The 22,284-nt window shown below is 74.9% G+C and carries 23 protein-coding genes; 9 read left to right on the top strand and 14 right to left on the bottom strand.

All coding sequences use genetic code 11. From position 1 onward, the window contains the following. Nucleotides 1-131: 131 nt before the first annotated feature. A complete protein-coding gene (locus tag AB5970_RS01735) occupies nt 132-428 on the bottom strand; it encodes a GNAT family N-acetyltransferase (RefSeq protein WP_370502173.1) in 297 nt (98 codons plus the stop codon). 58 nt (nt 429-486) lie between these two features. On the opposite strand from AB5970_RS01735, the gene AB5970_RS01730 reads away from it, so the two are divergent. Beyond that, entirely contained in the window at nt 487-1,800 is a 1,314-nt protein-coding gene (locus AB5970_RS01730) for an MFS transporter (protein ID WP_370502172.1), read from the top strand. Beyond that, nucleotides 1,797-2,732 carry a phosphotransferase family protein gene (locus AB5970_RS01725; protein ID WP_370502171.1) on the top strand — a complete coding sequence of 312 codons (936 nt, stop codon included), beginning with the start codon at nt 1,797-1,799 and terminating at the stop codon, nt 2,730-2,732. Before AB5970_RS01730 ends, AB5970_RS01725 begins: the two co-directional genes overlap by 4 nt. On the opposite strand, the gene AB5970_RS01720 is transcribed toward AB5970_RS01725, so the two are convergent. Then, entirely contained in the window at nt 2,729-4,012 is a 1,284-nt protein-coding gene (locus AB5970_RS01720; protein ID WP_370502170.1) for an MFS transporter, read from the bottom strand. The two genes, AB5970_RS01725 and AB5970_RS01720, sit on opposite strands and share 4 nt — an antisense overlap. A 291-nt stretch (nt 4,013-4,303) precedes the next feature. On the opposite strand from AB5970_RS01720, the gene AB5970_RS01715 reads away from it, so the two are divergent. Continuing rightward, nucleotides 4,304-4,810: a gluconokinase gene (locus AB5970_RS01715; protein ID WP_370502169.1), complete on the top strand. Its 507-nt coding sequence runs from the start codon at nt 4,304-4,306 to the stop codon at nt 4,808-4,810. A 17-nt stretch (nt 4,811-4,827) separates the two neighbouring features. Here the strand turns inward: AB5970_RS01715 and AB5970_RS01710 are convergent, their stop codons facing one another. The 3 genes from AB5970_RS01710 to AB5970_RS01700 all read right to left on the bottom strand — a co-directional run bounded on the left by AB5970_RS01710 (nt 4,828) and on the right by AB5970_RS01700 (nt 6,544). Continuing rightward, nucleotides 4,828-5,319, bottom strand: coding sequence for a DUF427 domain-containing protein (locus AB5970_RS01710; protein WP_370502168.1), 492 nt, complete (start codon nt 5,317-5,319; stop codon nt 4,828-4,830). Beyond that, nucleotides 5,316-5,627 carry a YtxH domain-containing protein gene (locus AB5970_RS01705; RefSeq protein ID WP_370502167.1) on the bottom strand — a complete coding sequence of 104 codons (312 nt, stop codon included), beginning with the start codon at nt 5,625-5,627 and terminating at the stop codon, nt 5,316-5,318. Before AB5970_RS01705 ends, AB5970_RS01710 begins: the two co-directional genes overlap by 4 nt. Nucleotides 5,628-5,707: 80 nt before the next feature. Then, nucleotides 5,708-6,544: a TetR/AcrR family transcriptional regulator gene (locus AB5970_RS01700; RefSeq protein ID WP_370502166.1), complete on the bottom strand. Its 837-nt coding sequence runs from the start codon at nt 6,542-6,544 to the stop codon at nt 5,708-5,710. 50 nt (nt 6,545-6,594) lie between these two features. Here AB5970_RS01700 and AB5970_RS01695 point away from each other — a divergent pair, with 50 nt between their 5' ends. Further along, nucleotides 6,595-7,050 carry a hypothetical protein gene (locus AB5970_RS01695; protein ID WP_370502165.1) on the top strand — a complete coding sequence of 152 codons (456 nt, stop codon included), beginning with the start codon at nt 6,595-6,597 and terminating at the stop codon, nt 7,048-7,050. 1 nt (nt 7,051) lies between these two features. Next, on the top strand, nt 7,052-7,531 hold the full coding sequence (locus AB5970_RS01690; protein WP_370502164.1) for a flavodoxin family protein: 480 nt from the start codon (nt 7,052-7,054) through the stop codon (nt 7,529-7,531). Here the strand turns inward: AB5970_RS01690 and AB5970_RS01685 are convergent. Continuing rightward, the gene (locus AB5970_RS01685) at nt 7,522-8,439 is read right to left on the bottom strand and encodes a pseudouridine synthase (protein ID WP_370502163.1); all 918 of its coding nucleotides are present in this window, start codon (nt 8,437-8,439) and stop codon (nt 7,522-7,524) included. The genes AB5970_RS01690 and AB5970_RS01685 overlap by 10 nt on opposite strands. A 73-nt stretch (nt 8,440-8,512) precedes the next feature. Between AB5970_RS01685 and AB5970_RS01680 the strand changes: the two genes are divergently transcribed. Further along, entirely contained in the window at nt 8,513-8,704 is a 192-nt protein-coding gene (locus AB5970_RS01680; RefSeq protein ID WP_370502162.1) for a hypothetical protein, read from the top strand. 25 nt (nt 8,705-8,729) lie between these two features. Here the strand turns inward: AB5970_RS01680 and AB5970_RS01675 are convergent, their stop codons facing one another. From AB5970_RS01675 to AB5970_RS01655, 5 genes are all read right to left on the bottom strand, one after another. Continuing rightward, nucleotides 8,730-9,632, bottom strand: coding sequence for a siderophore-interacting protein (locus tag AB5970_RS01675; protein ID WP_370502529.1), 903 nt, complete (start codon nt 9,630-9,632; stop codon nt 8,730-8,732). 86 nt (nt 9,633-9,718) lie between these two features. After that, nucleotides 9,719-11,848, bottom strand: coding sequence for an iron ABC transporter permease (locus AB5970_RS01670; protein WP_370502528.1), 2,130 nt, complete (start codon nt 11,846-11,848; stop codon nt 9,719-9,721). A 72-nt stretch (nt 11,849-11,920) separates the two neighbouring features. Then, nucleotides 11,921-12,898 carry an ABC transporter substrate-binding protein gene (locus AB5970_RS01665; protein ID WP_370502161.1) on the bottom strand — a complete coding sequence of 326 codons (978 nt, stop codon included), beginning with the start codon at nt 12,896-12,898 and terminating at the stop codon, nt 11,921-11,923. 33 nt (nt 12,899-12,931) lie between these two features. Continuing rightward, nucleotides 12,932-13,753: an ABC transporter ATP-binding protein gene (locus AB5970_RS01660; RefSeq protein ID WP_370502160.1), complete on the bottom strand. Its 822-nt coding sequence runs from the start codon at nt 13,751-13,753 to the stop codon at nt 12,932-12,934. Between the two features lie 58 nt (nt 13,754-13,811). After that, on the bottom strand, nt 13,812-14,906 hold the full coding sequence (locus AB5970_RS01655; protein WP_370502159.1) for a VIT1/CCC1 transporter family protein: 1,095 nt from the start codon (nt 14,904-14,906) through the stop codon (nt 13,812-13,814). 147 nt (nt 14,907-15,053) lie between these two features. Between AB5970_RS01655 and AB5970_RS01650 the strand changes: the two genes are divergently transcribed. After that, nucleotides 15,054-15,464 (top strand): ATP-binding protein, encoded by a 411-nt coding sequence (locus AB5970_RS01650; protein WP_370502158.1) that lies wholly within the window; start codon nt 15,054-15,056, stop codon nt 15,462-15,464. A gap of 12 nt (nt 15,465-15,476) precedes the next feature. Here AB5970_RS01650 and AB5970_RS01645 read toward each other — a convergent pair whose 3' ends face one another. The 3 genes from AB5970_RS01645 to AB5970_RS01635 form a co-directional block, all read right to left on the bottom strand. Further along, nucleotides 15,477-16,589, bottom strand: a complete 1,113-nt coding sequence (locus AB5970_RS01645) for a Gfo/Idh/MocA family protein (RefSeq protein WP_370502157.1) — start codon at nt 16,587-16,589, stop codon at nt 15,477-15,479. A gap of 85 nt (nt 16,590-16,674) precedes the next feature. Beyond that, nucleotides 16,675-18,321 (bottom strand): ABC-F family ATP-binding cassette domain-containing protein, encoded by a 1,647-nt coding sequence (locus AB5970_RS01640; RefSeq protein WP_370502156.1) that lies wholly within the window; start codon nt 18,319-18,321, stop codon nt 16,675-16,677. Nucleotides 18,322-18,405: 84 nt separating this feature from the next. After that, nucleotides 18,406-19,254 carry an SDR family oxidoreductase gene (locus tag AB5970_RS01635; protein ID WP_370502155.1) on the bottom strand — a complete coding sequence of 283 codons (849 nt, stop codon included), beginning with the start codon at nt 19,252-19,254 and terminating at the stop codon, nt 18,406-18,408. Between the two features lie 104 nt (nt 19,255-19,358). Between AB5970_RS01635 and AB5970_RS01630 the strand changes: the two genes are divergently transcribed. Continuing rightward, nucleotides 19,359-19,745 (top strand): winged helix-turn-helix transcriptional regulator, encoded by a 387-nt coding sequence (locus AB5970_RS01630; RefSeq protein WP_370502154.1) that lies wholly within the window; start codon nt 19,359-19,361, stop codon nt 19,743-19,745. 79 nt (nt 19,746-19,824) lie between these two features. Next, a complete protein-coding gene (locus AB5970_RS01625) occupies nt 19,825-22,236 on the top strand; it encodes a helicase-related protein (protein ID WP_370502153.1) in 2,412 nt (803 codons plus the stop codon). The last annotated feature ends 48 nt before the right edge of the window (nt 22,237-22,284 follow it).

The raw sequence follows: 22,284 nt of genomic DNA, 5'->3' as shown, positions 1-22,284 counted from the left end.
CGGCTGCGTTCCCCCGGACGTGCCGGGGCGATGAGCCCACTGTGCACGGCGGGAGCCACTTCACCTAGAGCCCTAGGAAAACTCTGTGTAAACGGACGCAACGGATGTAACGCCGTGCTGAACGGTCGGTGTCAGCGCGCGCCGGCCCTCAGCAGGTCCTGGTAGTCGGGGTGCCGGGCGATCCACGCCTTGACGTAGGGACAGAACGCGACGACGTCCCGGCCGCTCGCCCGTACGGCGTCGAGCGCCTCCTGCACCAGGGTCGACGCGATGCCCTGACCCTCGAACCTCGGGTCCACCTCGGTGTGCGTGAAGACCACCGTCGGCCCGATCGTGTCGTACACCGAGAACCCGAGCAGCTCGCCGTCGGGGCTGCGCGCCTCGAACCGGTGCTCGTCGGGGGCGTCGCTGACCTGCACGTCCGTCATACCTGCGATCGTGGTGCACCGCGGGCCGGGTGGATAGGCCTGATGACACACTGGCTCCATGCTCCAGCCGTACCGCGACGTGCTGACGCGTCCCGGGGCCCTCGCGTTCTCCGGCGCGGGCGTGCTCGCTCGTCTGCCCATGTCCATGGTCGGCATCGGGATCGTGCTCATGGTCTCGACCCTCTACGGCTCCTACGGGCTGGCCGGCCGGGTGTCCGCCGTCTACGTGGTCGCCCAGGCCCTGTGCTCGCCGCAGCTGGCCCGGCTGGTGGACCGGCACGGGCAGTCGCGCATCATGCGACCCGCCGTCGCGATCGCGGCCGTGGGGCTGGTAGGCATGATCGCCGCCGCGCTCACCACGGCCCACGAGGTCTGGCTCTACCTGGCCGCCGTCGTCACGGGCGCGGCCATCGGCTCGTTCGGGTCGCTGGTCCGGGCGCGCTGGGCCCGCGTGCTGGGCGACGACGCGCACCGCATGCACACGGCCTACTCGCTCGAGTCGGCGCTCGACGAGCTGGTGTTCATCGTCGGCCCCGTGCTGGCCACGCTGCTCGCCACCGGCGTGGCCCCGACCGCCGGCCTGCTCGTCCCGCTGGTCGCCATGCTGGTCGGCGGCTACTGGTTCCTGTCCCTGCGGCACACCGAGCCCCCGCCGGCCCCGGTGGGCAGCCCCCGCCCGCGCGGCTCGGTGCTGGCGCGGCCGGGCATGATCGTGCTGGCCATCGTGTTCGTCGCGATGGGCTCGATCTTCGGCGCCACCGACGTGTCCACCGTGGCGTTCGCCGACGAGTCCGGCTCCAAGGGCTCCGCCGGCATCATCCTGGCGATCTTCGCGCTCGGCTCGCTGATCTCCGGGCTGCTCTACGGCACGCGGCAGTGGCGGCGCCCCCTGCACCTGCGGTTCGCCACGGGCGTCGTCGCGCTCGCCGTGGGCGTCTGCTTCTTCTTCCTCGTGCAGTCGCTCGCCGCGCTCGCGGCCGTGATGTTCGTCGCGGGGTTCGCCATCGCGCCCACCCTCATCAACGGCAACGGCCTGGTCCAGGACCTGGTGCCGCGCGAGCGGCTGACCGAGGGGCTGACCTGGGTGGGCACGTCGCTGGGCGTCGGGGTGTCGGTGGGGTCGTCCATCGCGGGTGCGCAGATCGACGCCAGCGGGTCGCACGCCGGGTTCCTCGTCGTGGTCGTCTCGGCGGGCTGCGCGGTGGTCGCGACGCTGGCGGCGTTCCGCACCCTGCGCGGCGACGTCGGCGAGCACGTGCGCGACTCCGTCGAGCCGGGCTCGCCCTCGGCGACCGGCGGCGCGGCTGTCGCGGCGTGCGAGGTGGCGGAGTCCGTCGAGCCCACGCGGACCGTGGGTACCCTCGGGCCGTGATCGACGCTCTCCCCGACCTCGTCCGCCCCCTGGGGGAGCTGGCCTCCGCCGAGCTGCTCACGGGCGGCCAGTTCGCCACCACCTACCGCGTGACCCTGACCGACGGCTCCCGCGTGGTGGTGAAGACCGCCCCGGTGGGCACCGACCAGCTGCTGGCCTACGAGCACGACCTCCTGCGGGCCGAGGCGCTGGTCTACGGCCTCGCCGCGTCGCTGCCCGCCCTGCGCATGCCGCAGGTGCTGCTGACGGACTTCTCCCGGACCCTGGTGCCCAGCGACGCCCTCGTGGTCAGTCACCTGCCGGGCGTGCCCCTGGTGGACTCCGGCCTCGACCAGGACGACCCGCGAGCCATGCGCGACGTCGGCGCCGTGCTCGCGGCCCTGCACGCGGTCACCGGCCCGGCGTTCGGGTACCCCTGCGGGCGGCAGGCCGGCACCTGGCGCGAGTCGTTCGGGGCGATGATCGACGAGCTGCTCGACGACGCCGCGCGCTGGTCGGTCGCGGTGCCGGCAGCGGCGGTGCGCGACGCCATGTCCCGGCACGGCCACACGCTCGCGGACGTGGAGCGGCCGTCCCTCGTGCACACCGACCTCTGGGCCGGCAACGTCTTCGTCGAGCCCGCCACCGGCCAGGTGGTCGGCATCATCGACCCGGAGCGCGCGTTCTGGGGCGACCCGCTGGCGGACCTGGTGGGGGTCGACCCCATGAGCCGGTCCGTCGGGACGCCCGAGCTGCTCGAGGGGTACGGGCCGGGGCTCGACGTCACGAGCGCGTCGGCCGTCACCCGGCTCGAGCTCTACCGGATGCGGCTGTGCCTCGTGATGATGATCGAGATCACGCCGCGCAGGTTCGAGGGCGACTGGGTGGAGCCCCACCGCGCGGCGGTCACGGCCAACCTGCACCGGGCGCTGGAGGCGCTGGCCCGGCCCTAGGGGACGGGATGCCGGGCGTCGTAGTCCCAGAACGAGCGCTGCGTCCGCACGAGCACCCACAGGAGCACCACGCACAGGCAGCCGCCGACGACGGCCGCCCAGCCCTCGCCAATCTTCGACGCCGCCCCGCCGAGCAGCGCCTCGCCCAGCCGCGGGCCGCCCGCGACCACGACGATGAACACGCCTTGCAGCCGCCCGCGCATGTCGTCCGGCGTCGCGGTCTGCAGGATCGTCTGCCGGAACACCGAGCTGATCGCGTCGGCCGCGCCCGCGACCACCAGCATGAGGACCGCGAGCGCGAGCGCGAGCCAGAGCACCTGGTCGGGGTGCGACTGCCCCGCGAGGACCAGCACCAGCCCGAAGCCGGCGATCGCCAGCCCCCAGACCGTGATGGCCACGGCGATGATCCGGCCCTGCCAGCGGATCCGGGTCAGGCCGCCCGAGAAGAGTCCCGCGAGGCCGACGCCGACCGCCGCGGACGCGGCCATCACGCCGGTGGTCGTCGCGCCCCCGCCGAGGTAGACCAGGCCGACCGCGGGGAAGAGCACGCGCGGCGACGAGGTGATCATGGCCACGAGGTCGACCGCGAACGTCATGCGCACGTTCCGCTGCGTGCCCAGGTACCGGAACCCGTCGACCACCGACGCCAGTCCGGCCCGCTCCCGCCGCGTCTCGGAGTGCTCGGGCGGCTGCGGGGGCAGGCGGAACACCGCCGCGAGGGCCGCCGTGAACAGCAGCGCGTCGAGCGTGTAGGCGACGCCGTAGTCGAACGCGGCGACCAGCGCGGCACCCAGCAGCGGCCCGACCGTGAACGCCACGCTGAACCCGAGGGTCTGCAGGGCGTTCGCCGCGGGCATCAGCTTGGGGTCCAGCAGCCGCGGGATGATGGCCGACCGCGCCGGCGCGTTCACCGCGAACGCCCCCGACTGCACAGCGACCAGCGCGAACAGCACCCACACCTGCGAGTTGCCCAGCCACGCCTGCAGGGCCAGCCCGATGGTGGCGCCCCACGCGACGAACGACGCCACCAGCGCGACCTTGCGGCGGTCGTAGTGGTCCGAGATCGCGCCGCCGTACAGGCCGAAGAACACGAGCGGCACGAGGGCGCAGAGCCCGAGGATGCCGACGGACGCCGTCGACCGCGTGAGCGCGTACACCTGCAGCCCGACCGCGACGACGGTCAGCTGCGCGCCCAGGTTCGAGATCGACAGCCCCCACCACAGCCGCCGGAACGCCGGGCTGGCGCGCAGAGGTGTCGTGTCGACGACGAACGAGGGCATCGGGCGAGTTTAGTTGCCCGAGCGACGCGGCCCGGGGCGGCGTCCACGGCTCGCGTCGACGTCGTCGGTCACGGGGCGACGGGGTGCGTCCCGCGGCGACGTCGGCGGTCCCGCGGGCGAGGTCGGCGGTCTCGGGGCGGCGTGCGAGATCCCGGGGGCGAGGTCGTGAGTTGCCGACGAGGTCGTCAGTTGCGACTCACGACCTCGTCGGAAACTCACGATCTCGCGGCGCAGGCGGCGAGGCCCGGCGCGAAGGCCCGGCGCACGGGTCGCGCGTGCGAGGCTGGCACCGTGACCAGCGCGCCCGAGCACCTCGTCGTCATGGGGGTGTCCGGCACCGGCAAGTCGACCACCGCCGCACTCCTCGCGGAGCGGCTCGGGCGGCCGCTGATCGAGGGCGACGACCTCCACCCGCGCGCGAACGTCGAGGCCATGCGCGCGGGCCGAGCGCTGACCGACGACGACCGCGCCCCGTGGCTGCGCGCGATCCGCGACGCGATGAACGCCGCGGGCGGGTCGACGGTGGTCACGTGCTCGGCGCTGCGCCGCTCGTACCGCGACGTCCTGCGCACCGCCGAGGGCCGCGTGCGGTTCGTGCACCTGGTGGTCCCCGACGACGAGCTGACGCGCCGGCTCGCCGTCCGTGAGGGCCACTTCATGCCACCGACGCTGCTGGCGAGCCAGCTGGCCACCCTGGAGCCGCTGGGTCCCGACGAGGACGGCGTCGTCGTGCCCGTCGTCGGGACCCCGGACCAGGTCGCCGACGAGGCCCTCCGCCTGCTGGCTGCAGCGCACTGACCTGGCCGGGAGGGGCGTCACCAGCCGCGCGAGCCCGGCGTTCCCTTGAACGGGCCGACGACGCGGGACGTGATCCACCCGCCGTAGAACCCGCCGGCCTGGGGCTGCACCCGCTCGCCGTCGACCGTGCAGGTGAGGTCGTTCGCGTACAGCGCGACGCGGTCGGCCAGCACCTCGTAGCCCGGCAGCGGCGTCGGGTACGTCCAGCCGACGCGGGAGAGCAGGCGGTCGCCGACGCGCACCGACACGTACGCGGCGACGCCCTTGTACTCGCAGACCGACGACCCGACGGCGGCCTCGAGCACGCCGGGCTCGAAGGCGTCGACGGGCAGGTAGTAGACGGGCGGGTGGCTGGTCTCCAGCACGCGCACCGCGTCCGTGGTCGACACCACCGGGTGCCCGTCGAACGTGACGACGACCAGCTCGGTCGTGGCCTCGACGCGCGGCGGCCGGGGGTAGTCCCAGACCGACTCCTGGCCGGGCGCGACCGGCAGCGGGGTGGGGGTCACGGCCGCCCGGGGTTCGCGTCGTCGGCGTCCAGGAGCGGCTCGACGACGATCTCGTCCGCGTCGTACTTGGTGGTCGAGCCGGACATCGCACCCGAGGCCGTGTCGACGGCCTTCTCCCACAGCGCCGCGCCCTGCTGCTTCGCGAACTCGGTCGCCTTGCCCTCGTACTCCTGCACGTACTCCTGCACGCGCGGGTCCTGCCAGACGTCGGTGGCCCAGACCTTGAACTTCGCCAGCTGACGCCGGCCCGACGGGGTGCCGAACAGGTACCCCGCGCCGACGCCGGCGAGAAACACGACCCTCTTCATGCGTGACCTCCGTCGCTCGTCCGAAGGTCCGAGCGTAGGCAGGGATCCGCGTCAGCGCGCGGCGGATCGGGGCCCGCGGGCTAGCGGGACCGCAGGCGCCGGGCCTCGTTCTCGAGGTCGAACGAGCGGTCGATCGCCGCGTCCACCCGCTGCTCGTCCCACACGACGTCGGGGTCCGGCTCGAGGTAGGACAGGACGGTCGCGACGACGGCGTAGGACTCGGTGGTCCACGACGACTGCGTGGCGGACCCCAGCGCGCGCATCAGCGCCGGCGGACGCGGAGGCACGATCGCCGCGCGGGCGACGAGGCCGCTCATGAGCGCGCCGGTGGCCTCGGCCATGAGGGTGAACCCCGTGCCCGGGTCGAGCCACGGGACCAGGCGGTAGCCGACGACGCCGGGCAGCCGGGCGTAGACGCGCGCGCGGCGCTCGGTGAAGGCCCGCTCGGAGCGGGCCAGCTCGGCGGCGACGGTGTCGCGCAGCTCGCCGGGTGGCAGGCTCGAGCAGGTGGCGCGCAGCGCGAGGTGGTCACGCCACGCCGTCGAGCCCGCCAGGCGACGGAAGTCGCCCTCGGTGGCCACCCGCAGGCTCTCGACGACGAGGGTCCGCCGGCCCTCTGGCGTCGCGAGGATGTCCCGGTGCTGGGCGACGAGGTCGCGGATCGCGGCGATGTCGGCGTCCGACTCGGGCTCGAGCTCGGCGTCGCGCACCACGCGGAGCAGCACCTGGCGCAGGAAGTCGGCCTTGGTGGGCCAGTGCCGGTAGGCGGTCGCGCGGGACACCCCGGACGCGGCGATGGCCTCCTCGAGGCTGATGTGGTCCAGACCGACGGTGAGGCCGCGCTGCCGGATGAGGTCGACCGCCGCGTCGAGCACGCGACCGCCGGCCCCGCCGGGCCGTTGACTGGTCTGAGACATGATGTCTATTCTGCATGAGACATCATGTCTCAACATCCCAGGAGGCGCCCGTGCCTGCCCATGCGGTCGCCGGCCTGCTCGCCCTGCTGCTGTCCGTGCTCGCGGCGCTGGCCGCGCTCGTCTACGCCGCCGCTCCCCCGACCCGCCGGGTGCTGCGCTGGCCGCTCGTCGCGCTGGTCGTCCTGGCGTTCGCCGCGGTCATCGTCGCGGGTGAGGCCGGTGCGACGCTCCTGTCCTCCGTCGAGGACGTGGGGCAGCCGGCGGAGGTGACAGCCGCGCGGGCGCACGGCCACGGCTCCGACGCGCTGACCACGGCGGTCTTCTTCCTCCTGGTGGCGGCCCTGGCGACCGTCTGGGGGCCTCTGCGCCCGGCGAGCGACGGCCGGCGGGTGTGGGCGGTCGTCGTCGCCGCCATCGCCGTCACGACGCTGGTCTGCGCCGGCGTGGTGCTCGGTGCCGCGCTCGAGGCGGTCACGGCGGGCAACCCGGCCTGGCAGGCGGGCTGACATGCGAGTGCTCATCGTCGTGGAGTCGCTGTTCGGCAACACCCGAGCGGTCGCGCAGGCCGTCGCCGACCGGCTGCGGGAGGACGGCGTCGAGGCGGAGCTGGCCGACGCGGCGTCGGCCCCGGCGGACCTGTCCGGCGCCGACCTCGTGCTGGCCGGTGCGCCGACGCACAACCTGGGCCTCCCGACGCCCCGGTCGCGGGGCCAGGCGGTCGACCGCGGCGCGCCACCCGCGGGCTCAGGCCTGCGCGAGTGGATCGGCACGCTGCCGGCGTCGAGCACCCCAGTAGTCACGTTCGCGACGAAGGTCCCCGGCGCGTTCTCGGGGTCCGCCGGCAAGGCCGCGGTCAAGCTCCTGCGGCGCCGCGGCGTGCCCGCCCGGCACGGCACCGACTTCGTGGTGGCCGGCACCACCGGGCCGCTCACCGACGGCGAGACCGAGCGCGCCCGCGCGTGGGCCGCGACCCTGCCTCAGGCGTAGGCGCTGACCGGCAGGCGCCGCACGCTGCGGAACCGCCGCGGGCTGCCGTCGACCGGGTCGGTGAACGCGAGCTCGCCGGCGAGCAGCTGCAGCGGTCGGCTGAAGTCGTCGACCTCGACGTCGCGCACCTCGGGGTACAGCGGGTCGTCGACGATCGGGATGCCGAGCCCCCACAGGTGCACGCGCAGCTGGTGGGTGCGGCCCGTGCGGGGCGTGAGGCGGTAGACCCCGCGGCCGTCCACCACCGACTCCAGCTCCACGAGCGTCTCGGCGTTGACCGGGGCGCCCGGCACCACCTCGGCCTGCCAGGACCCGCGCTCCTTGTGGAGGTGGTTGCGGACCACGACCGGGAGGGTCAGGTCCTCGCGCAGCGGCGCCAGCGCCCAGTACGTCTTGGCCACCGCCCGGTGCTCGAACAGGCTCTGGTAGGGCCCGCGCCACCGGGGCTCGGTCGCCAGCATCAGCAGGCCGGACGTCACCCGGTCAAGCCGGTGCAGCGGGGACAGGTCCGGCAGGCCCAGCTCGGCCCGCAGCCGGACGACGACGCTCTGCCGCACGTGCCGCCCGCGCGGGATCGAGGACAGGAACGCCGGCTTGTCGACGACCACGAGCCGCTCGTCGCGGTGCACCACGTGGATCGGCGCCGTCACCTCGGGCTCGTCGCGCAGGTCGCGGTGGAACCACACGAACTGGTGCGGGGCGTAGGGGTCCTCCGCGCGCACCGCAAGGCCGTCGCCGGTGACGAACCGCTCGTCCTCGAGCATGCCGGCGACGTCGACGAACTCGGGCAGCCGGTCCCGCAGCCAGTCGCCCATCGTCGGCCACGCGTGCTCCGGGGAGCGGTCCGGCGTGCGCAGCCAGGCGGCGCTGAGGCCGTGCCGAGCCGGCAACGGCGATCTGGGGGGCACCCGCCGATGCTACGGGGGCGCCAGCGTGACGAAAGCCCCCGTGCGCGGCGGCCGCTCCGGATAGGTTTCCCGCATGACCCGTCCCGCGGACATGAGCACCCGCCGACGGATGATCTGGCTGGTCGTCGGCCTCGCCGTCGGCGCCGTCGCGGTCTGGGCGGCGAGCTGGTGGATCCTCGCGGCGATGGCGATCCAGGTGCTGCGCCTGCTGGCGGCGCAGTGGCAGGCGCGGAACGCCGACGCGCACGCCCAGCCGGGCGACTGACACCCACGGTCACGCCGTCAGTCGCTCAGTTCGCCTCCGACCGCCCCGCGCGCCAGTACCCCATGAACGCCACGGCCTTGCGGTCCACCCCGCACTCGGCCACCAGGTGCCGGCGCAGGGTCTTGATCACGGCCGCCTCGCCGGCGAGCCAGGCGTAGAGCGCGGCGTCTGCCCGCAGGGGTGCGCCGGACGCGTCGACCGGCACCTCCCACAGCAGCCCGGCGTCGATGTCGACGTCCTCGAGCTCCGTGTCGGGCACGGGCGCCTGGCCGGGCAGCAGGCGGGCGCAGGCGGCCTGCACCGCGGGGACCAGCAGCTCGCCGTGCGCGCGGCCGTCTCGGCCGTACCAGCGGACCGTCACCCCGTCCGGCGTGTGCAGCGGCAGACGATCGCCGGACAGGGGCATCTCGATGAGCGCCTCGCCGCGCGTGTCGGCGGGCAGTCGCTCCAGGATGCCCGCGATGGCGGGCAGGGCAGTCTCGTCGCCGGCGATGAGCAGGCGGTCGGTGCGGGGCGGGGGCACGAAGTCGACGCCGCCGTGCGGCCCACCGGCCTCGGCGTTGGGACCGAGGATCACCAGGTCGTCGCCGGGCGCCGCGCCGAGGGCCCAGCGGGAGGCCGGGCCCAGGTCGCCGTGCAGCACGATGTCGACGTCGACCTCGCGGCGGTCCTGGCGGACCCCCCGGGCCGTGTACGTGCGGATCGGGTGCCGCAGGTGGTCGGGCATCGCGCGCCAGCGGCCGTACCAGTCGGCGCTGTCCGACAGGCTCAGCAGCGCGTCGTAGGACGACCCCTCGAGCGGCAGGAAGAACTTGATGCGCTGGTCGAAGCCGTTGTCGGCGAACCGGTCCAGGTCGTCGCCGGTGAACGTCACGCGGAGCACGCTCGGGCACAGGGTCTGCACCGCGGCGACCTGCACGGCGAACATGCGGAAGGGAAGCGCGGGGGCTTCGACCGGGGCGGACACGGGGTCCAGGGTAGAGGAAGGTGAGGCTTCCCTCACCGGGGTGTTCGTCACAGTGCGCTCCTCCGGGTCCGCCACAGCAGCGAGATGAAGTAGGGCGCGCCGATCATGGCCGTGAGCAGGCCGGCCGGGATCTGCGCGGGGGCGATGACGGTGCGGCCGAGGGTGTCGGCGATGCTGACCAGCAGGGCGCCGAGCAGCGCGGCGACCGGGACGACGCGGGTGTGCGACGAGCCGACCAGCGACCGCGCCAGGTGCGGAGCGATCAGCCCGACGAACCCGACCACGCCGATCGCGGACACCGACGCCGCCGTGAGCAGCGCGGTCACGGTGAGCAGGCCGAGCCGCGTCCGCTCGAGCTGCACGCCCAGCACGCGGGCCACGTCGTCGTCGACCGCCAGCACGTCGAGGTCCCGACGCCAGCGGAGCACCAGCGGGGTCAGGAGCACGAGCGCGATCGCCACCGGCCACACCTGCGCGGCGGTCCGGCCGTACGTCGAGCCCGACAGCCACGTCAGCGCCATGGTCGTGTTCCACGGGTTGGTGAGCACGACGACGAGCGTGATGAGCGACGTGGCCACCGCCGAGACGCCGATGCCGACGAGCACCAGCCGGTCGGAGCTGAGCCCGCGCCGGTTGGCCAGCGCGTAGACGAGCGCGAACGTGGCCAGCGCGCCGACGCAGGCCGCCGCCGACACGATCCAGATGCTCGCGCCCGGCACGAGCACGAGCGCCAGCACCGCGCCGACCCCGGCGCCCCCGGTGATGCCGAGCAGGCCCGGCTCGGCGAGGGGGTTGCGCGCGACGGCTTGCACCGTGGTGCCGGCCAGCCCCAGGGCCGCGCCCGCCAGCAGGGCCGCAAGGACCCGCGGGGTGCGCTGGTCGAGCACGAAGGTGACCTGGCGACCGCTCACCCCGCCGAACCACTGGGCCACGTCGCCCAGGAGCAGCAGCCGGTCGCCCAGCAGGAAGCCGGCGACGAGCGCGGCGACCACGGCGACGACGAGGGTGCCGACGACCACCGCGACGCGCGTCCGCGACGCCGGGTGCGCCCCGACGGCGGCGGTGCTGCGCGCCGGGCCGGAGTCGCGCAGGCGGCGGGCGAGCCAGACCATGACCGCCGCGCCGAAGAGCGTGGTGACGACGCCGGTCGGGATGGCGACGCCCGCGATGCCCGGGACCGCGACCCGCAGCAGCACGTCGGCGGCCAGGACCACCACGCAACCGCTCAGGGCCGCCAGCGGGAGCAGCAGCCGGTGCCGCGCGAGCCCCGGGATGCGCGCCGCGACCAGCCGGGCGATCACGGGCGCGCTGAGCCCGACGAACCCGATGGGCCCGGCGACCGTGACCGCGAGCGCGGCGAGCAGCACGGCCAGCAGGACGGTGACCACGCGCGTGCGCCGGACGTCCAGCCCGAGCACCGACGCGGTGTCGTCGCCGAGCGCCAGCACGTCGAGCCGGCGCGCCCAGGCCACCAGCGCGATCCCGACCACGAGGACCACGGGAGCGGCCTGCACCACCTTGTCCGTGCCCGACTGCACGATGGAGCCCTCGCCCCAGGCGAACATGCCCTGCGTCTCCTGCTCGAACAGGATCATCAGCAGGATCGTCAGCGACGAGAGCGCGAGCATGGTGGCGGAACCCGCCAGCACCAGCCGGGTCGGCCCCTCGGCGCCACCGCGCGCGATCGCGAGCACGAGCGCCGCCGCCGCGAGGCCGCCGACGAACGCTAGCGCACCGTTGACCGCGAACGGCAGCGCGAACCCGGTGACCGCCGCGAGCACCACCGTGAAGTAGGCGCCGGCGTTGACCGCCAGGGTGTCGGGCGAGGCCAGCGGGTTGCGGGCGACCGACTGCAGCGCGCTGCCGGACAGGCCCAGCGCGCCGCCGACCAGCAGCCCCGCCAGCACCCGCGGCGCGCGCGACGCGACCAGCACTGCCAGGGCCTCGTCGTCCCGCGAGCCCGTGAGCAGGCCGAGCAGGTCCCCCAGCCCGACGCGCGAGGTGCCGAGCGTGAGGTCGGCGGCCGCGAGCAGCAGCACCGCGACGAGCGCGACGACGAACACCGCGACCACCCGCCCGCGGCGCCGCGACGGACTCGACGGGTCGGCCACGGGTGCCGTGGGTGCAGGGATGGAGGCAGGACTCGCGGTATTCGGCACGGCGGATCCCGCATCCATCGGTGCATCGACGCTCATGCGTGTGGGCTCCCTGGCTGCGGTAGCGGTCGGGTAGGGCGTGGCGGCTGGGCGTCAGGCCGTGACGGCGTCGACCGCGGCGTCGACGAACGCCGCCCCCGACCGCGGCCCGCCGAACATCCAGATGCCGTCCGGCAGGCGCGTCGTGTGGCCGGCGACGACGAACGGCAGCTGCTCCCAGATCGCGTTCCCGGTCAGGCCGTCCTTGAAGGCGTCGTCGGTGTCGTTCCCCACATAGAGGAAGTGGAGGTCGCCCAGGCCGGTCAGTCCCTCGACGTCGGTCTGCGCGAGGCCGTAGTCCGGGTCGCCCTCGCCGGTCCAGGCGTTGCTCAGGCCCAGCAGCTCCGCCACCCCGCCGAGGTACGAGCCGGGCGTGTACATGCGGATCGAGACGGCGCCGTCGGCCACCCAGCCGTCGGCGAACGTGAAGGACGCGCCCGCCTTGCCCGCCGCGGCGAGCTCGTCCTTGGCGTCGGCGACGGTGGCGTCGAACTCGGCCAGGGCCGCGTCGGCCTCGTCCGCGGTGCCGGTCGCGTCGCCCAGGATCTCGAGGGTGCTGCGCATCTTGCCGATCGGGTCGGTGGCGTCCGAGCCGCGCAGCGCGATCACCGGGTACTGGGCCTCGATCTGCTCGATGACCTCGGCAGGCAGGTCCGTCGTGGTGACCACGAGGTCGGGGTCGAGCGCCGCGATGGCGTCCAGCGACGGCTCACCGCGGAAGCCGACGTCGGGCGTCGACGCGTCGAGCGGCACCACGGTGTCCCACGTGTTGTAGCCCGCGACGTCGGCGGCGCCCACCGGCGTGACGCCGAGCGTGAGCAGGTTCTCGGTCAGGCCCCACTCCAGCGAGACCACCCGGGTGGCGGGCGCGTCGAGCTCGACGGTGTCGCGGTCGTCGGTGATCGTGACGGGGCCGCCGGCGGCGGACGCCGAGCCGGACGGCGCGTCGGCGGCCGCCTCGTCCGTGGTGCCGCAGGCGGCGAGCAGCAGGGCGGTGCCGACGAGCAGGGCGGGCAGGGTCAGGGTGCGCACAGGGGTGTCCTCTGGGTCGGGTGAACGGGGTGGCTAGACCGTGGTCAGGTGCGAGCGGTGCGTGTGCCTGCCGACGGGGTGCGTGCGCACGCGCCCGCTGCCCTCATCGCGGGTCACCTCGATGCGGATGCCGTACGTCTCGGTCAGGGCGTCGGCGGTGAGCACCTCGTGCGGCAGGCCGGAGCCGACGACGACACCGCGGCGCAGCAGCACGACGCGGTCGGCGACGGCCGCGGCCTGGTCGAGGTCGTGCAGGACGACGCCGACGGCGACGCCGTGGTCGTCGGCGAGGTCCCGCACCAGGTCGAGGATCTCGACCTGGTAGCGCAGGTCGAGGTACGTCGTGGGCTCGTCGAGGAGCAGCACGCGGGTGTCCTGCGCCAGGCAGGTGGCCAGCCAGACGCGCTGCAGCTCGCCGCCGGACAGCTCGTCGACGGCTCGGTCCGCCATGGCCTCGACGCCCGTGACCTCCAGGGCCCAGGCGATCGCGCGGGGCCCGTCGGCGTCGTCCTGGCGCCAGCGCCCGCGGTACGGGTGCCGGCCGTAGCCGACGACGTCGCGGACGCTGACCCCCGACGGCGTCGGGCGCGACTGGGACAGCAGGGTCACGCGGCGGGCGAAGTCCTTGGCCGACAGGGTGTGCGCGTCGGGGACGTCGGGCAGGCTGACCGTCCCGCTGTCCGGGGTGTGCAGCCGGGCGAGCGCCCGCAGCAGCGTCGACTTGCCCGAGCCGTTCGGGCCGACGAGGGCCGTGACCTGGCCGGGCGGCAGCCGCAGGTGGGCCGACGTGACCACGACCGTGCCGTGGTACGCGAGCGTCAGGTCGTCGCCGCGGAGGGCGTCGGAGGAGGTCACGCGTGCAGGTTAGCGTGACCTAACTAAGGTTTGCCAAACCTAATCCGCATGGTGCACGTCACACGGTCCCGCCGAACGCCAGGCCGAGCAGGTAGGTGGCCGCGGCGGCGCCGTACCCGATGGCCAGCTGCCGCAGCGCACGCTTCGCCGGCGAGGCGCCCGACAGCACGCCGACGGTCGCGCCGGTGGCCAGCAGCGCGAGCCCGACCAGCAGCGAGGCCCACACGACGGCCGTCAGCCCCTCGGCACCGAGCAGGTAGGGGAGCACCGGGATGGCGGCGCCGGACGCGAAGAAGCAGAAGCTCGCGGCCGAGGCGCCCACGGCCGTGCCGACCGACTCGTGCTCGTCGACCTCGTCGTCGGGCGCGGCCTCGACGAGCGCGTCGGCCTGGTCCAGCGAGCGCAGCACCTCGTCGGCGCGGGCCTGCGCGTCCGCGGGCTCCATGCCCCGCGCCCGGTAGACCAGCGCGAGCTCGTTGGCGTCGACGTCCAGGTGCGGCAGCGCGGCGCGGGCGGCCTGCCCGGGGCGCGACGCCTCGAGCAGCTCCCGCTGCGAGCGCACCGACACGTACTCGCCGGCACCCATCGACAGGGCGCCCGCGAGCAGGCCGGCCAGCCCGGTGAGCAGCACGGTCGCCGTCGACGCCCCGCTGGCGCCGATGCCGAGCACCAGCGCGAGGTTGCTCACCAGGCCGTCGTTGGCGCCGAACACCGCGGCCCGGAACGTGCCCGAGATGCGGTTGCGCCCGCGCGTGGCCAGGCCGCGCACGACCTCCTCGTGGATCGCCTCGTCGGCGGCCATGGTCGGGGTGGCGTCGTCGTCGCCGTCGTACCCGGACCGCGCCTCGGCCCGCTGCGCGAGCGCCAGGACGAACACCGAGCCGAACCGGCGAGCCAGGAACCCGAGGGTGCGCGTGCGGAAGTCGCCGCGCAGCGGCCGGCCGACGTCGTCGCCCAGCAGGTCCAGCCAGTGCTGCTCGTGGCGGCCCTCGGCGTCGGCCAGGGCGAGCAGGATCTCGCGCTCCTCGCCGGTGCGGCGCGAAGCGATGTCCCGGTAGACGGCTGCCTCGGCGCGCTCGTCGGCGAGGTACTGGCGCCAGCGCCGGATCTGGGACTTCGACGGGCTCTGACGTGCGGTGGGAGTGGGTGGCACTGCTCCATGGTCGCAGCCGTGATGCGCCGAAACGGCCGTCAGGGAGGTGTTCAGGTTGCCGAATCATCGGATGTGCACGACCGTGGCGGGGACCGACGGAAGGCCGTGGAGCCCTTCGTGCCCGTCCCACTCACCGGAAGGCTCCCGATGTACGCCGAGACGGCCGTGACGCCCGCGCTCTCCGCGATCGCGCCCGCCCGGCACTGGGCGCGGGACCGGCTGGCCGAGGCCGGCGTCGACGACGGGCGCCTCGACCTGCTCGTCCTGCTGGTCAGCGAGCTGGTCACCAACGCCGTCGCGCACGCCGACCCGCCGGTCACCCTGCGCGTGCACGTCGACGACGAGCGCACGCGGGTCGAGGTCACCGACGGCGTCCGCGAGGTGCCCGTGGTCCGCGACCCCTCCCCGACCGCCCTCGGCGGCCGCGGGGTGATGTTCGTCGACCGCCTGGCCTCGAGCTGGGGCACTTCCGTCGAGCAGGGCGAGGCGGCCAAGGCCGTCTGGTTCGAGCTCCGGCACGACGACGTGAGCGAGGTCGGCCGCTTCTCGGAGCGCTGACCTCACCCTCCCCTACGCGTCGGCCCAGGCCTCCCGGGCCGTGCGGACCGTCGCGCCGGTGCGCCCGGCCTCCTCGATCGCCAGCCCCAGCAGGTGGTCCTGGCAGCCGTCGGCCAGGGGGTACGGCGGCGGACCGTCTCCCCGCACCCACGCGCCGGTCGCGTCCAGCAGCGCGGCCACGGCGATGTCGTCGTCGGCCAGCCGGGCCCCCTCGAACGCGTTCCGGTAGAGCACGCGCCCGTCCAGGCTCAGGTGCTCGAGGTCGAACCCGTCGAGGTTCTGCTCCAGCCCGGAGACCCGGCGCACGATCGGCGACGTGAGCACCGTCCGTTCGTCCACCCAGCGTGTCACCGCGTCGTCGACGATCTCGCCGTGCGAGCCGCGGATGACGATCCGGTTGGTGCGCAGCGGGTTGTGCCACTGGTTGTCCGTGAAGTCGTACAGCGCGCTGCGGCCGTCGCCGAAGTCGAGCGTCGCCAGGATGTTCCAGGCGTCGGCCGGCTCGGTGGTCCCGGTCCAGCCGTCGCGGACGAGGGGCGCCAGCAGGGGTGCGGTGAACACCGAGGCCCGCACGGAGACCTCGTCACGACCGACCCGGAGCAGCCGACGGATGAGGCCGACCGCGTGGTACAGATGCGTCGAGCTGATCTGTACGCTCGTCGGCTGCCCGATCACGCCGGCCTCCACGGCGGCGATCCGGGCGGCGTGCGAGGGCATCGACGGGCTGTGCTCGGCCACCTGCACCAGGCCGGACGAGCCGACGTCCGCCCAGAGCTCGCGCAGCCCGTCGGCGTCGGGCGCGGGCGGCGTCTCGGCCAGCACCGGGATGCCGAGCGACACCAGCTCGCGGGTCGCCTCGGGCGTCACCGGCCAGGGCGTCGAGACCACGACGAGCTCGGGGCGGTCCGTGCCACCGCCGGGAACGGCGCCGGTCACCAGCTCCTCGATGGTCCGCACGGTGGGCACGCCCCACGACCGCTCGACCTCCGCGCCGCGCTCGGCCGACCGCGTGACCACGCCGGTGACCTGGAACCGCTCCGGCATGAGCCGCGCCATGCGGACGAAGAACTCCGCCCGCCAGCCGCTGCCGACCACGCCGAACCGGATAGGGGCCTGCTGGGTCATGAACCGTCCTCGTCGTCGGCGCTCCTGCGAACCGCCCGAGCGTATCCCCGGCCTGGGCGCCTCTCGCGCGGCGTACTCGAGGGGGTCAGTCGGGCGTGACCTCGGTGACCCGGCCGTCCTCGACGTGCCACCGGCGGGTCAGCCGGACGGTCTCGAGCATGCGACGGTCGTGCGTGACCAGCAGGATCGTGCCGTCGAACGTGTCGAGCGCCGACTCCAGCTGCTCGATCGCCGGCAGGTCGAGGTGGTTGGTCGGCTCGTCGAGCACCAGCAGGTTGACCCCGCGGGCCTGCAGGAGGGCGAGGGCGGCGCGGGTCCGCTCGCCGGGCGACTGGGACGACGCGGGACGGTGGATGTGATGACCACCCAGGCCGAACTTGGCCAGGAGCGTGCGGACGTCGGCGGTGGGCCAGTCGGGCACCTCGCGGGCGAAGGCCTCACCCAGCGGCTCGTCACCCTCGAAGGCCCGCCGCGCCTGGTCGACCTCGCCCACCAGCACGCCCGACCCCAGGTCCACGGCCCCCGACGTCAGCTCGAGCCGGCCGAGCAGGACCGCGAGCAGCGTGGACTTGCCGGAGCCGTTGGGGCCGGTGACCGCGACCCGGTCGCGCCAGTCCAGCTGCAGGTCGACCGGCCCGAGCGTGAACCCGCCGCGGGTGACGACGGCGTGCCGCGCGACGGCGACGACGGACCCCGACCGGCCGGCGGCGGCGATCGTCATCTGCAGCTGCCACTCCTTGCGGGGCTCCTCGACCACGTCGAGGCGGGCGATCATCTTGTCGGTCTGCCGGGCCTTGGCCGCCTGCTTCTCCGACGTCTCGCCGCGGTGGTGCTTGACGTGCTTGTCGTTGTCCGTGGCCTTGCGCCGGGCGTTGCGCACGCCCTTCTCCATCCACGCGCGCTGCATGCGGGCGCGCGCGTTGAGAGCGTCCAGCCGCGACGAGTACCCCTCGTACGCCTCCCGCGCCCGGCGCCGCGCGATCGAGCGCTCCTCGAGGTAGGAGTCGTAGCTGCCGCCGTACGTCGAGACCCGCTGCAGGCTGCGGTCGATCTCGACCACCGCCGTCACCGTGCGGCTGAGGAACTCGCGGTCGTGGCTGACGACGACGATCGCGGCCTCCGACCGCTCGACGAACTCCTCGAGCCGGTCCAGGCCGGCCGCGTCGAGGTCGTTGGTCGGTTCGTCCAGCAGGTAGAGGTCGTAGCGCGAGAGCAGCAGCGCCGCCAGGCCCACCCGCGCGGCCTGGCCACCCGACAGCGCGGCCATCGGGTGGTCGAGGTCGACGGTGAGCCCGAGGTCGTCGGCCACCGTGCCCAGCCGCGCCTCCAGGTCGGCGCCGCCCAGCGCCAGCCAGCGCTCGAGCGCCTCGGAGAACGCGTCGTCGGCGCCCGGCTCCCCCGCGCCCAGCGCCTCCGCGGCCGCGTCCATGGCCACCTGCGCCGGCGCGACGCCGGTGCGGCGCTCGAGGTGCGCGCGCACCGACTCGCCGTCCAGCCGCTCGATCTCCTGCGCCAGGAACCCGAGCTGCGCGTGAGCGGGCGACACGCTCACCGAGCCCTGGTCGGGCTGACGGCTCCCCCCGAGGATCCGCAGCAGCGTGGACTTGCCGGCGCCGTTGGGGCCGACGAGCCCGATGACGTCACCCGGCGCGACGACGAGGTCGACGCCCGAGAACAGCTCCCGATCGCCGAAGCCGGCCCCGACTCCCTTGGCCTGCACCGTGGCGGTCATGCGGTCATTCTCCTTGCTCGGCGGAGGTGCGAAGGTACGCGGTCCCGCCGGCCGCGCGCCTCCTGATTCCCGCCGAGCGGGTGCTCAGCCGATGGCGGCGCGCAGCCCGTCGACCAGTGGCGTCGTCGGGCGGCCGAGGAGCGTCCGGAGGTCGGCGGTCGCGTCGGCGAGGTCGCCGCGGCGGATGTCGGCGTCGAGGGTCACGACGAACCCCGCCGTGCCCTCGTCGAGGCCGGCGTCGAGCAGGATCGCGCGGTGCTCGTCGGACGAGACGTGCTTGTGCACGACCGGCGCGCCGATCACGGTCGAGATGGCGTCGGCCAGCTGGTCGAACGTCCACGCGACGTCGCCGCTGAGCTCGTAGACCCGGCCCTCGTGCCCGTCGCCGAGCACCACCGCCGCCGCGCCCGCCGCGTAGTCGTCGCGCGAGGCGCTGGCCACGCGGCCGTCGCCGGTGCTCGACAGGAGGACGCCCGTGGCCCGCGCCTGCTCGAGCGCACCCACGTAGTTCTCCGTGTACCAGTTGTTGCGGACGATGGTCCACGCCAGGCCGGAGCCCGTCACCAGCTCCTCGGTGGCCTTGTGGTCGGGCGCGAGCACCAGGGCGGACGTGTCGGCGTGCGGCGCGCTGGTGTAGACGAGCCGGCGGACGCCTGCGGCCCGGGCGGCCTCGATGACGTTCGCGTGCTGGGCGACGCGCGCGCCGGGCTCGCTGCCGGAGACCAGGACGACGGTCTCGGCGCCGGCGAACGCCGCCGCGAGCGTGGCCGGGTCCGCGTAGTCGGCCGTCGCGGTCCGCACCCCGAGGTCCGCCAGGCGCTCGGTGCGGCGCCCCGTGGCGACGATCTGGTCGGCGGGCAGACCGCCCGCAAGCAGGTGCTGGACGACGAGGCGGCCGAGATGGCCGGTGGCACCGGTGACGACGACAGACATGGGTGGTTCCTCTCGGAGGTGCGACTGCTGGTCGTCGGCCGCAACCGGCGAGAGGTCGAGGACCTTCCCGACTGGCGGTACCCACTTTGGCGTAAGGTACGCACGTGACGGTAAGCAACGAGGTCAGCGCACTGGACCGGCTCCTGACGGACGGAATCCTCCCGGCGGCGTGCCCGTCGCGGATCGTCCTCGACCACGTGACCAGCAAGTGGGGGGTCCTGCTGCTGGTCGCCCTGTCCGAGCGGACCATGCGCTGGGGCGAGCTGCGCCGCATCGTCGAGGGCATCAGCGAGAAGATGCTCGCCCAGACCCTGCGGACCCTCGAGTCCGACGGCATCGTGCACCGCGAGGTGACGGCGAGCATCCCCCCGCGCGTCGACTACTCGCTCACCGAGCGGGGTGGCGAGCTCGTCGCGCGGCTTCTGCCGCTCATGGTGTGGATCGCCGACAACGCCGACGAGATCGTGGCGAAAACTGCGGTGCGCGACTGAACTCCGACCCCCTCGGTGCCGACAAGACAAGTGGGCGCCGTCTCGACGCCCCCGGAGATCGAGGTCGAGGAGGGCGGTCGTGTCCACGCCGAGCGACGCACTCCACGCCGCCCTCAGCGCGCGGCCGGAGCAGACGGCCCGCGAGCTCGCCCAGGCGCTCGCGCGGGCGGGTCACCCCGGGCTGACCACCGCCGAGGTCGAGCAGCTGCTGCACCGCGACCCCCGGCTCCGGCACGACGACAGCCGGCCGCCGCGCTGGCGGGCCCTCGGCGCCGGCCACCCCGGGTCGCTGCTGCAGATCCCGACGCCGCACCACCCCGCGCCCCAGGTCCTGGCGCCCGCGGCGTCGTTCGGTGAGAAGGCCCCTTCCCGCGTGGTCGAGCAGCCGATCGCCTCGCGCGGCATCCTGCCCGCCGCCGCGTTCGCCGGGCGTCCGTCCGTGCGGATCCAGGAGCGGCCCACGCCCCCGCCGCCCGCCCAGTTCGAGATCCCGGTGCTCGCGCCCGAGCCGATCACGCCGCCGCGGGCCGCCCGGCCGCCCGTCCGAGTCCCGGCCCTCGCCCGGCCCGAGACGCCACCGGCGCCCGCCGCTGCGCCCTCGGTGGCGGCTGCTCGGGTCCCCGCTGCCGACCTCGTCCCGCCGATCGCGCTGGCTGCCGCCGCAGCGGCACCGGCCCCGGCCGCACCTGTCGCGCCCGTCCCCGCCGCCGTGGCGCCCCCTGTCATGGTCGTGCCGCCTGAGCGTCCGGCCGCGGCCGCGCCGCCGATCGTGGCGGCCGCGGCGCCACCCGTCCCGATGGCACCGCCCGCCGCGCTCCCGGTCGCGGCACCTCCGGCCCCCGCTCCCGCGCCGTCGCCGATCGTTCCGGTGCAGGCGGTCGCGACGCCTCCCGCGCCGGCGCCGTTCGTTCCGGTGCAGGCCGTCGCCGCGCCCCCCGCTCCGGCGCCCGTCATTCCGGCGCCGACCGTCGCCGCGCCCCCCGCTCCGGCGCCGGTCGTCGCGACGCCGCCCGCTCCGGCACCGATCGCTCCCGCGCCGGTCGTCGCGCCGCCCACTGTCGCTGCCGTGGCTCCCGTCGAGCCGGCCGCTGCGCCACCGGTCGTCCTGACCGCGACCACCAACCCGGTGCCGGCGCCGCAGCCCGCGGCGGCCCCGCCGGTCGAGCGCGGGCCGCTCCCGCCGGGCGGCGAGGTCCGCTACGTCGGCCCCCAGCTGCGCCGGTGGCAGAAGGACGTGCTGGACGCGTGGCTGGCCACCGGGCGGCGCGGCATCGTCGAGGCGGTCAGCGCCCCGGGCCGCGGGGTCGTGGGGGTGCTGGCGGCGTGGGACGCGCTGACCCGCGGCGAGAAGGTCCTGGTGCTGGTGCCCACGACGGACCTCCTCGAGCAGTGGTTCGCCGCACTCGAGCTCCAGCTGCCCGGCCTGTCGATCGGGCGCCGCGGGGACGGGTGGTCGCACACGTTCGACGAGTGCGACGTGCTCGTGTCTCTGGTCAGCGCCGCGTTCGGGCACGACCTCCTGCAGCAGCGGTCGGGGCTGCTCATCGCCGACGAGGTGCACAAGTACGGGTCGGCGCGGCCGGCCGAGACGCTGCGCGCCGGGTTCGGGGCGCGGCTCGGGCTGACCACGGCGATGGAGCGCCAGGACGCGGGGGTCGACGACATCCTGCAGCCGTACTTCGGCACGGTGCACCACGGGTGCGACCTCCGGCGCGGCCGCAAGGAGGACGTGCTCGCGCGGTTCCGGCTGGCCTTCGTCCCGGTCGACCTGCCGGCCACCGAGCGGGCCGAGCACGACGCCCTGTCGACGCAGATCGCCGAGCTCGAGGCGCGCCTGACGCTGGTCCACGGCTGCGCGCCGGAGACGTTCCTCGACGACGTGCGGGCGTGCCAGGGCCGGTGGCAGCAGAACAGCGCGGCGGCCACCGGCGCGAGCGCGTACCTGCGCGCCGTGAGCACGCGCCGCGACCTGCTCGCCACCTCGTCCGCCAAGCTCGACGCGCTCGCGCGTCTGGCGCCGACGGTGGCGCGGTCCGTCCACGCCGTCGTGTTCACGCACACCAAGGGCGACGCCGACGCCGCCGCGAACCGGCTCCGGTCGGCGGGGATCGCCGCCGAGGCGTTCCACCACGGCCTGGAGACCCGACGCGACAGCCTGCGCGCGCTCGCCGACGGGAGCCTCAAGGCCCTCGCGGCGCCGAAGGTCATCGAGGAGGGCGTCGAGCTGCCCGCGGTGGACGTGGTCGTCGTGCTGGCGGGCAGCCGCTCCGCGCGGCAGGCGGTGCAGCGGATGAGCCCGATCCTGCGGCCCACGCAGGCGGACCGGCTCCCCGCGGCGGTCGTCGTCTACGCGCGGGACACCGTGGAGGACCCGTCGTCCGGGCACGCCGAGGGGCACCTGGAGGACCTGGCGTCCGTCGCCACCGAGGTGCACACGTTCGCCCCGGACTCGTCGGCGGCCGCGATCGCCGCGTGGTTCGTCGGCGCCTGACCCCGGCCGCGCCGCAGCACCGCAGATGTCCGGGGCGGGACCTAGTCT

The sequence above is a fragment of the Cellulomonas sp. ICMP 17802 genome, assembly GCF_041295535.1.
In the GTDB taxonomy this organism is placed as follows: Bacteria; Actinomycetota; Actinomycetes; order Actinomycetales; family Cellulomonadaceae; genus Cellulomonas.
Note: the sequence above shows the minus strand (reverse complement) of the source record. Positions and strands in the feature narration are given on the sequence as shown.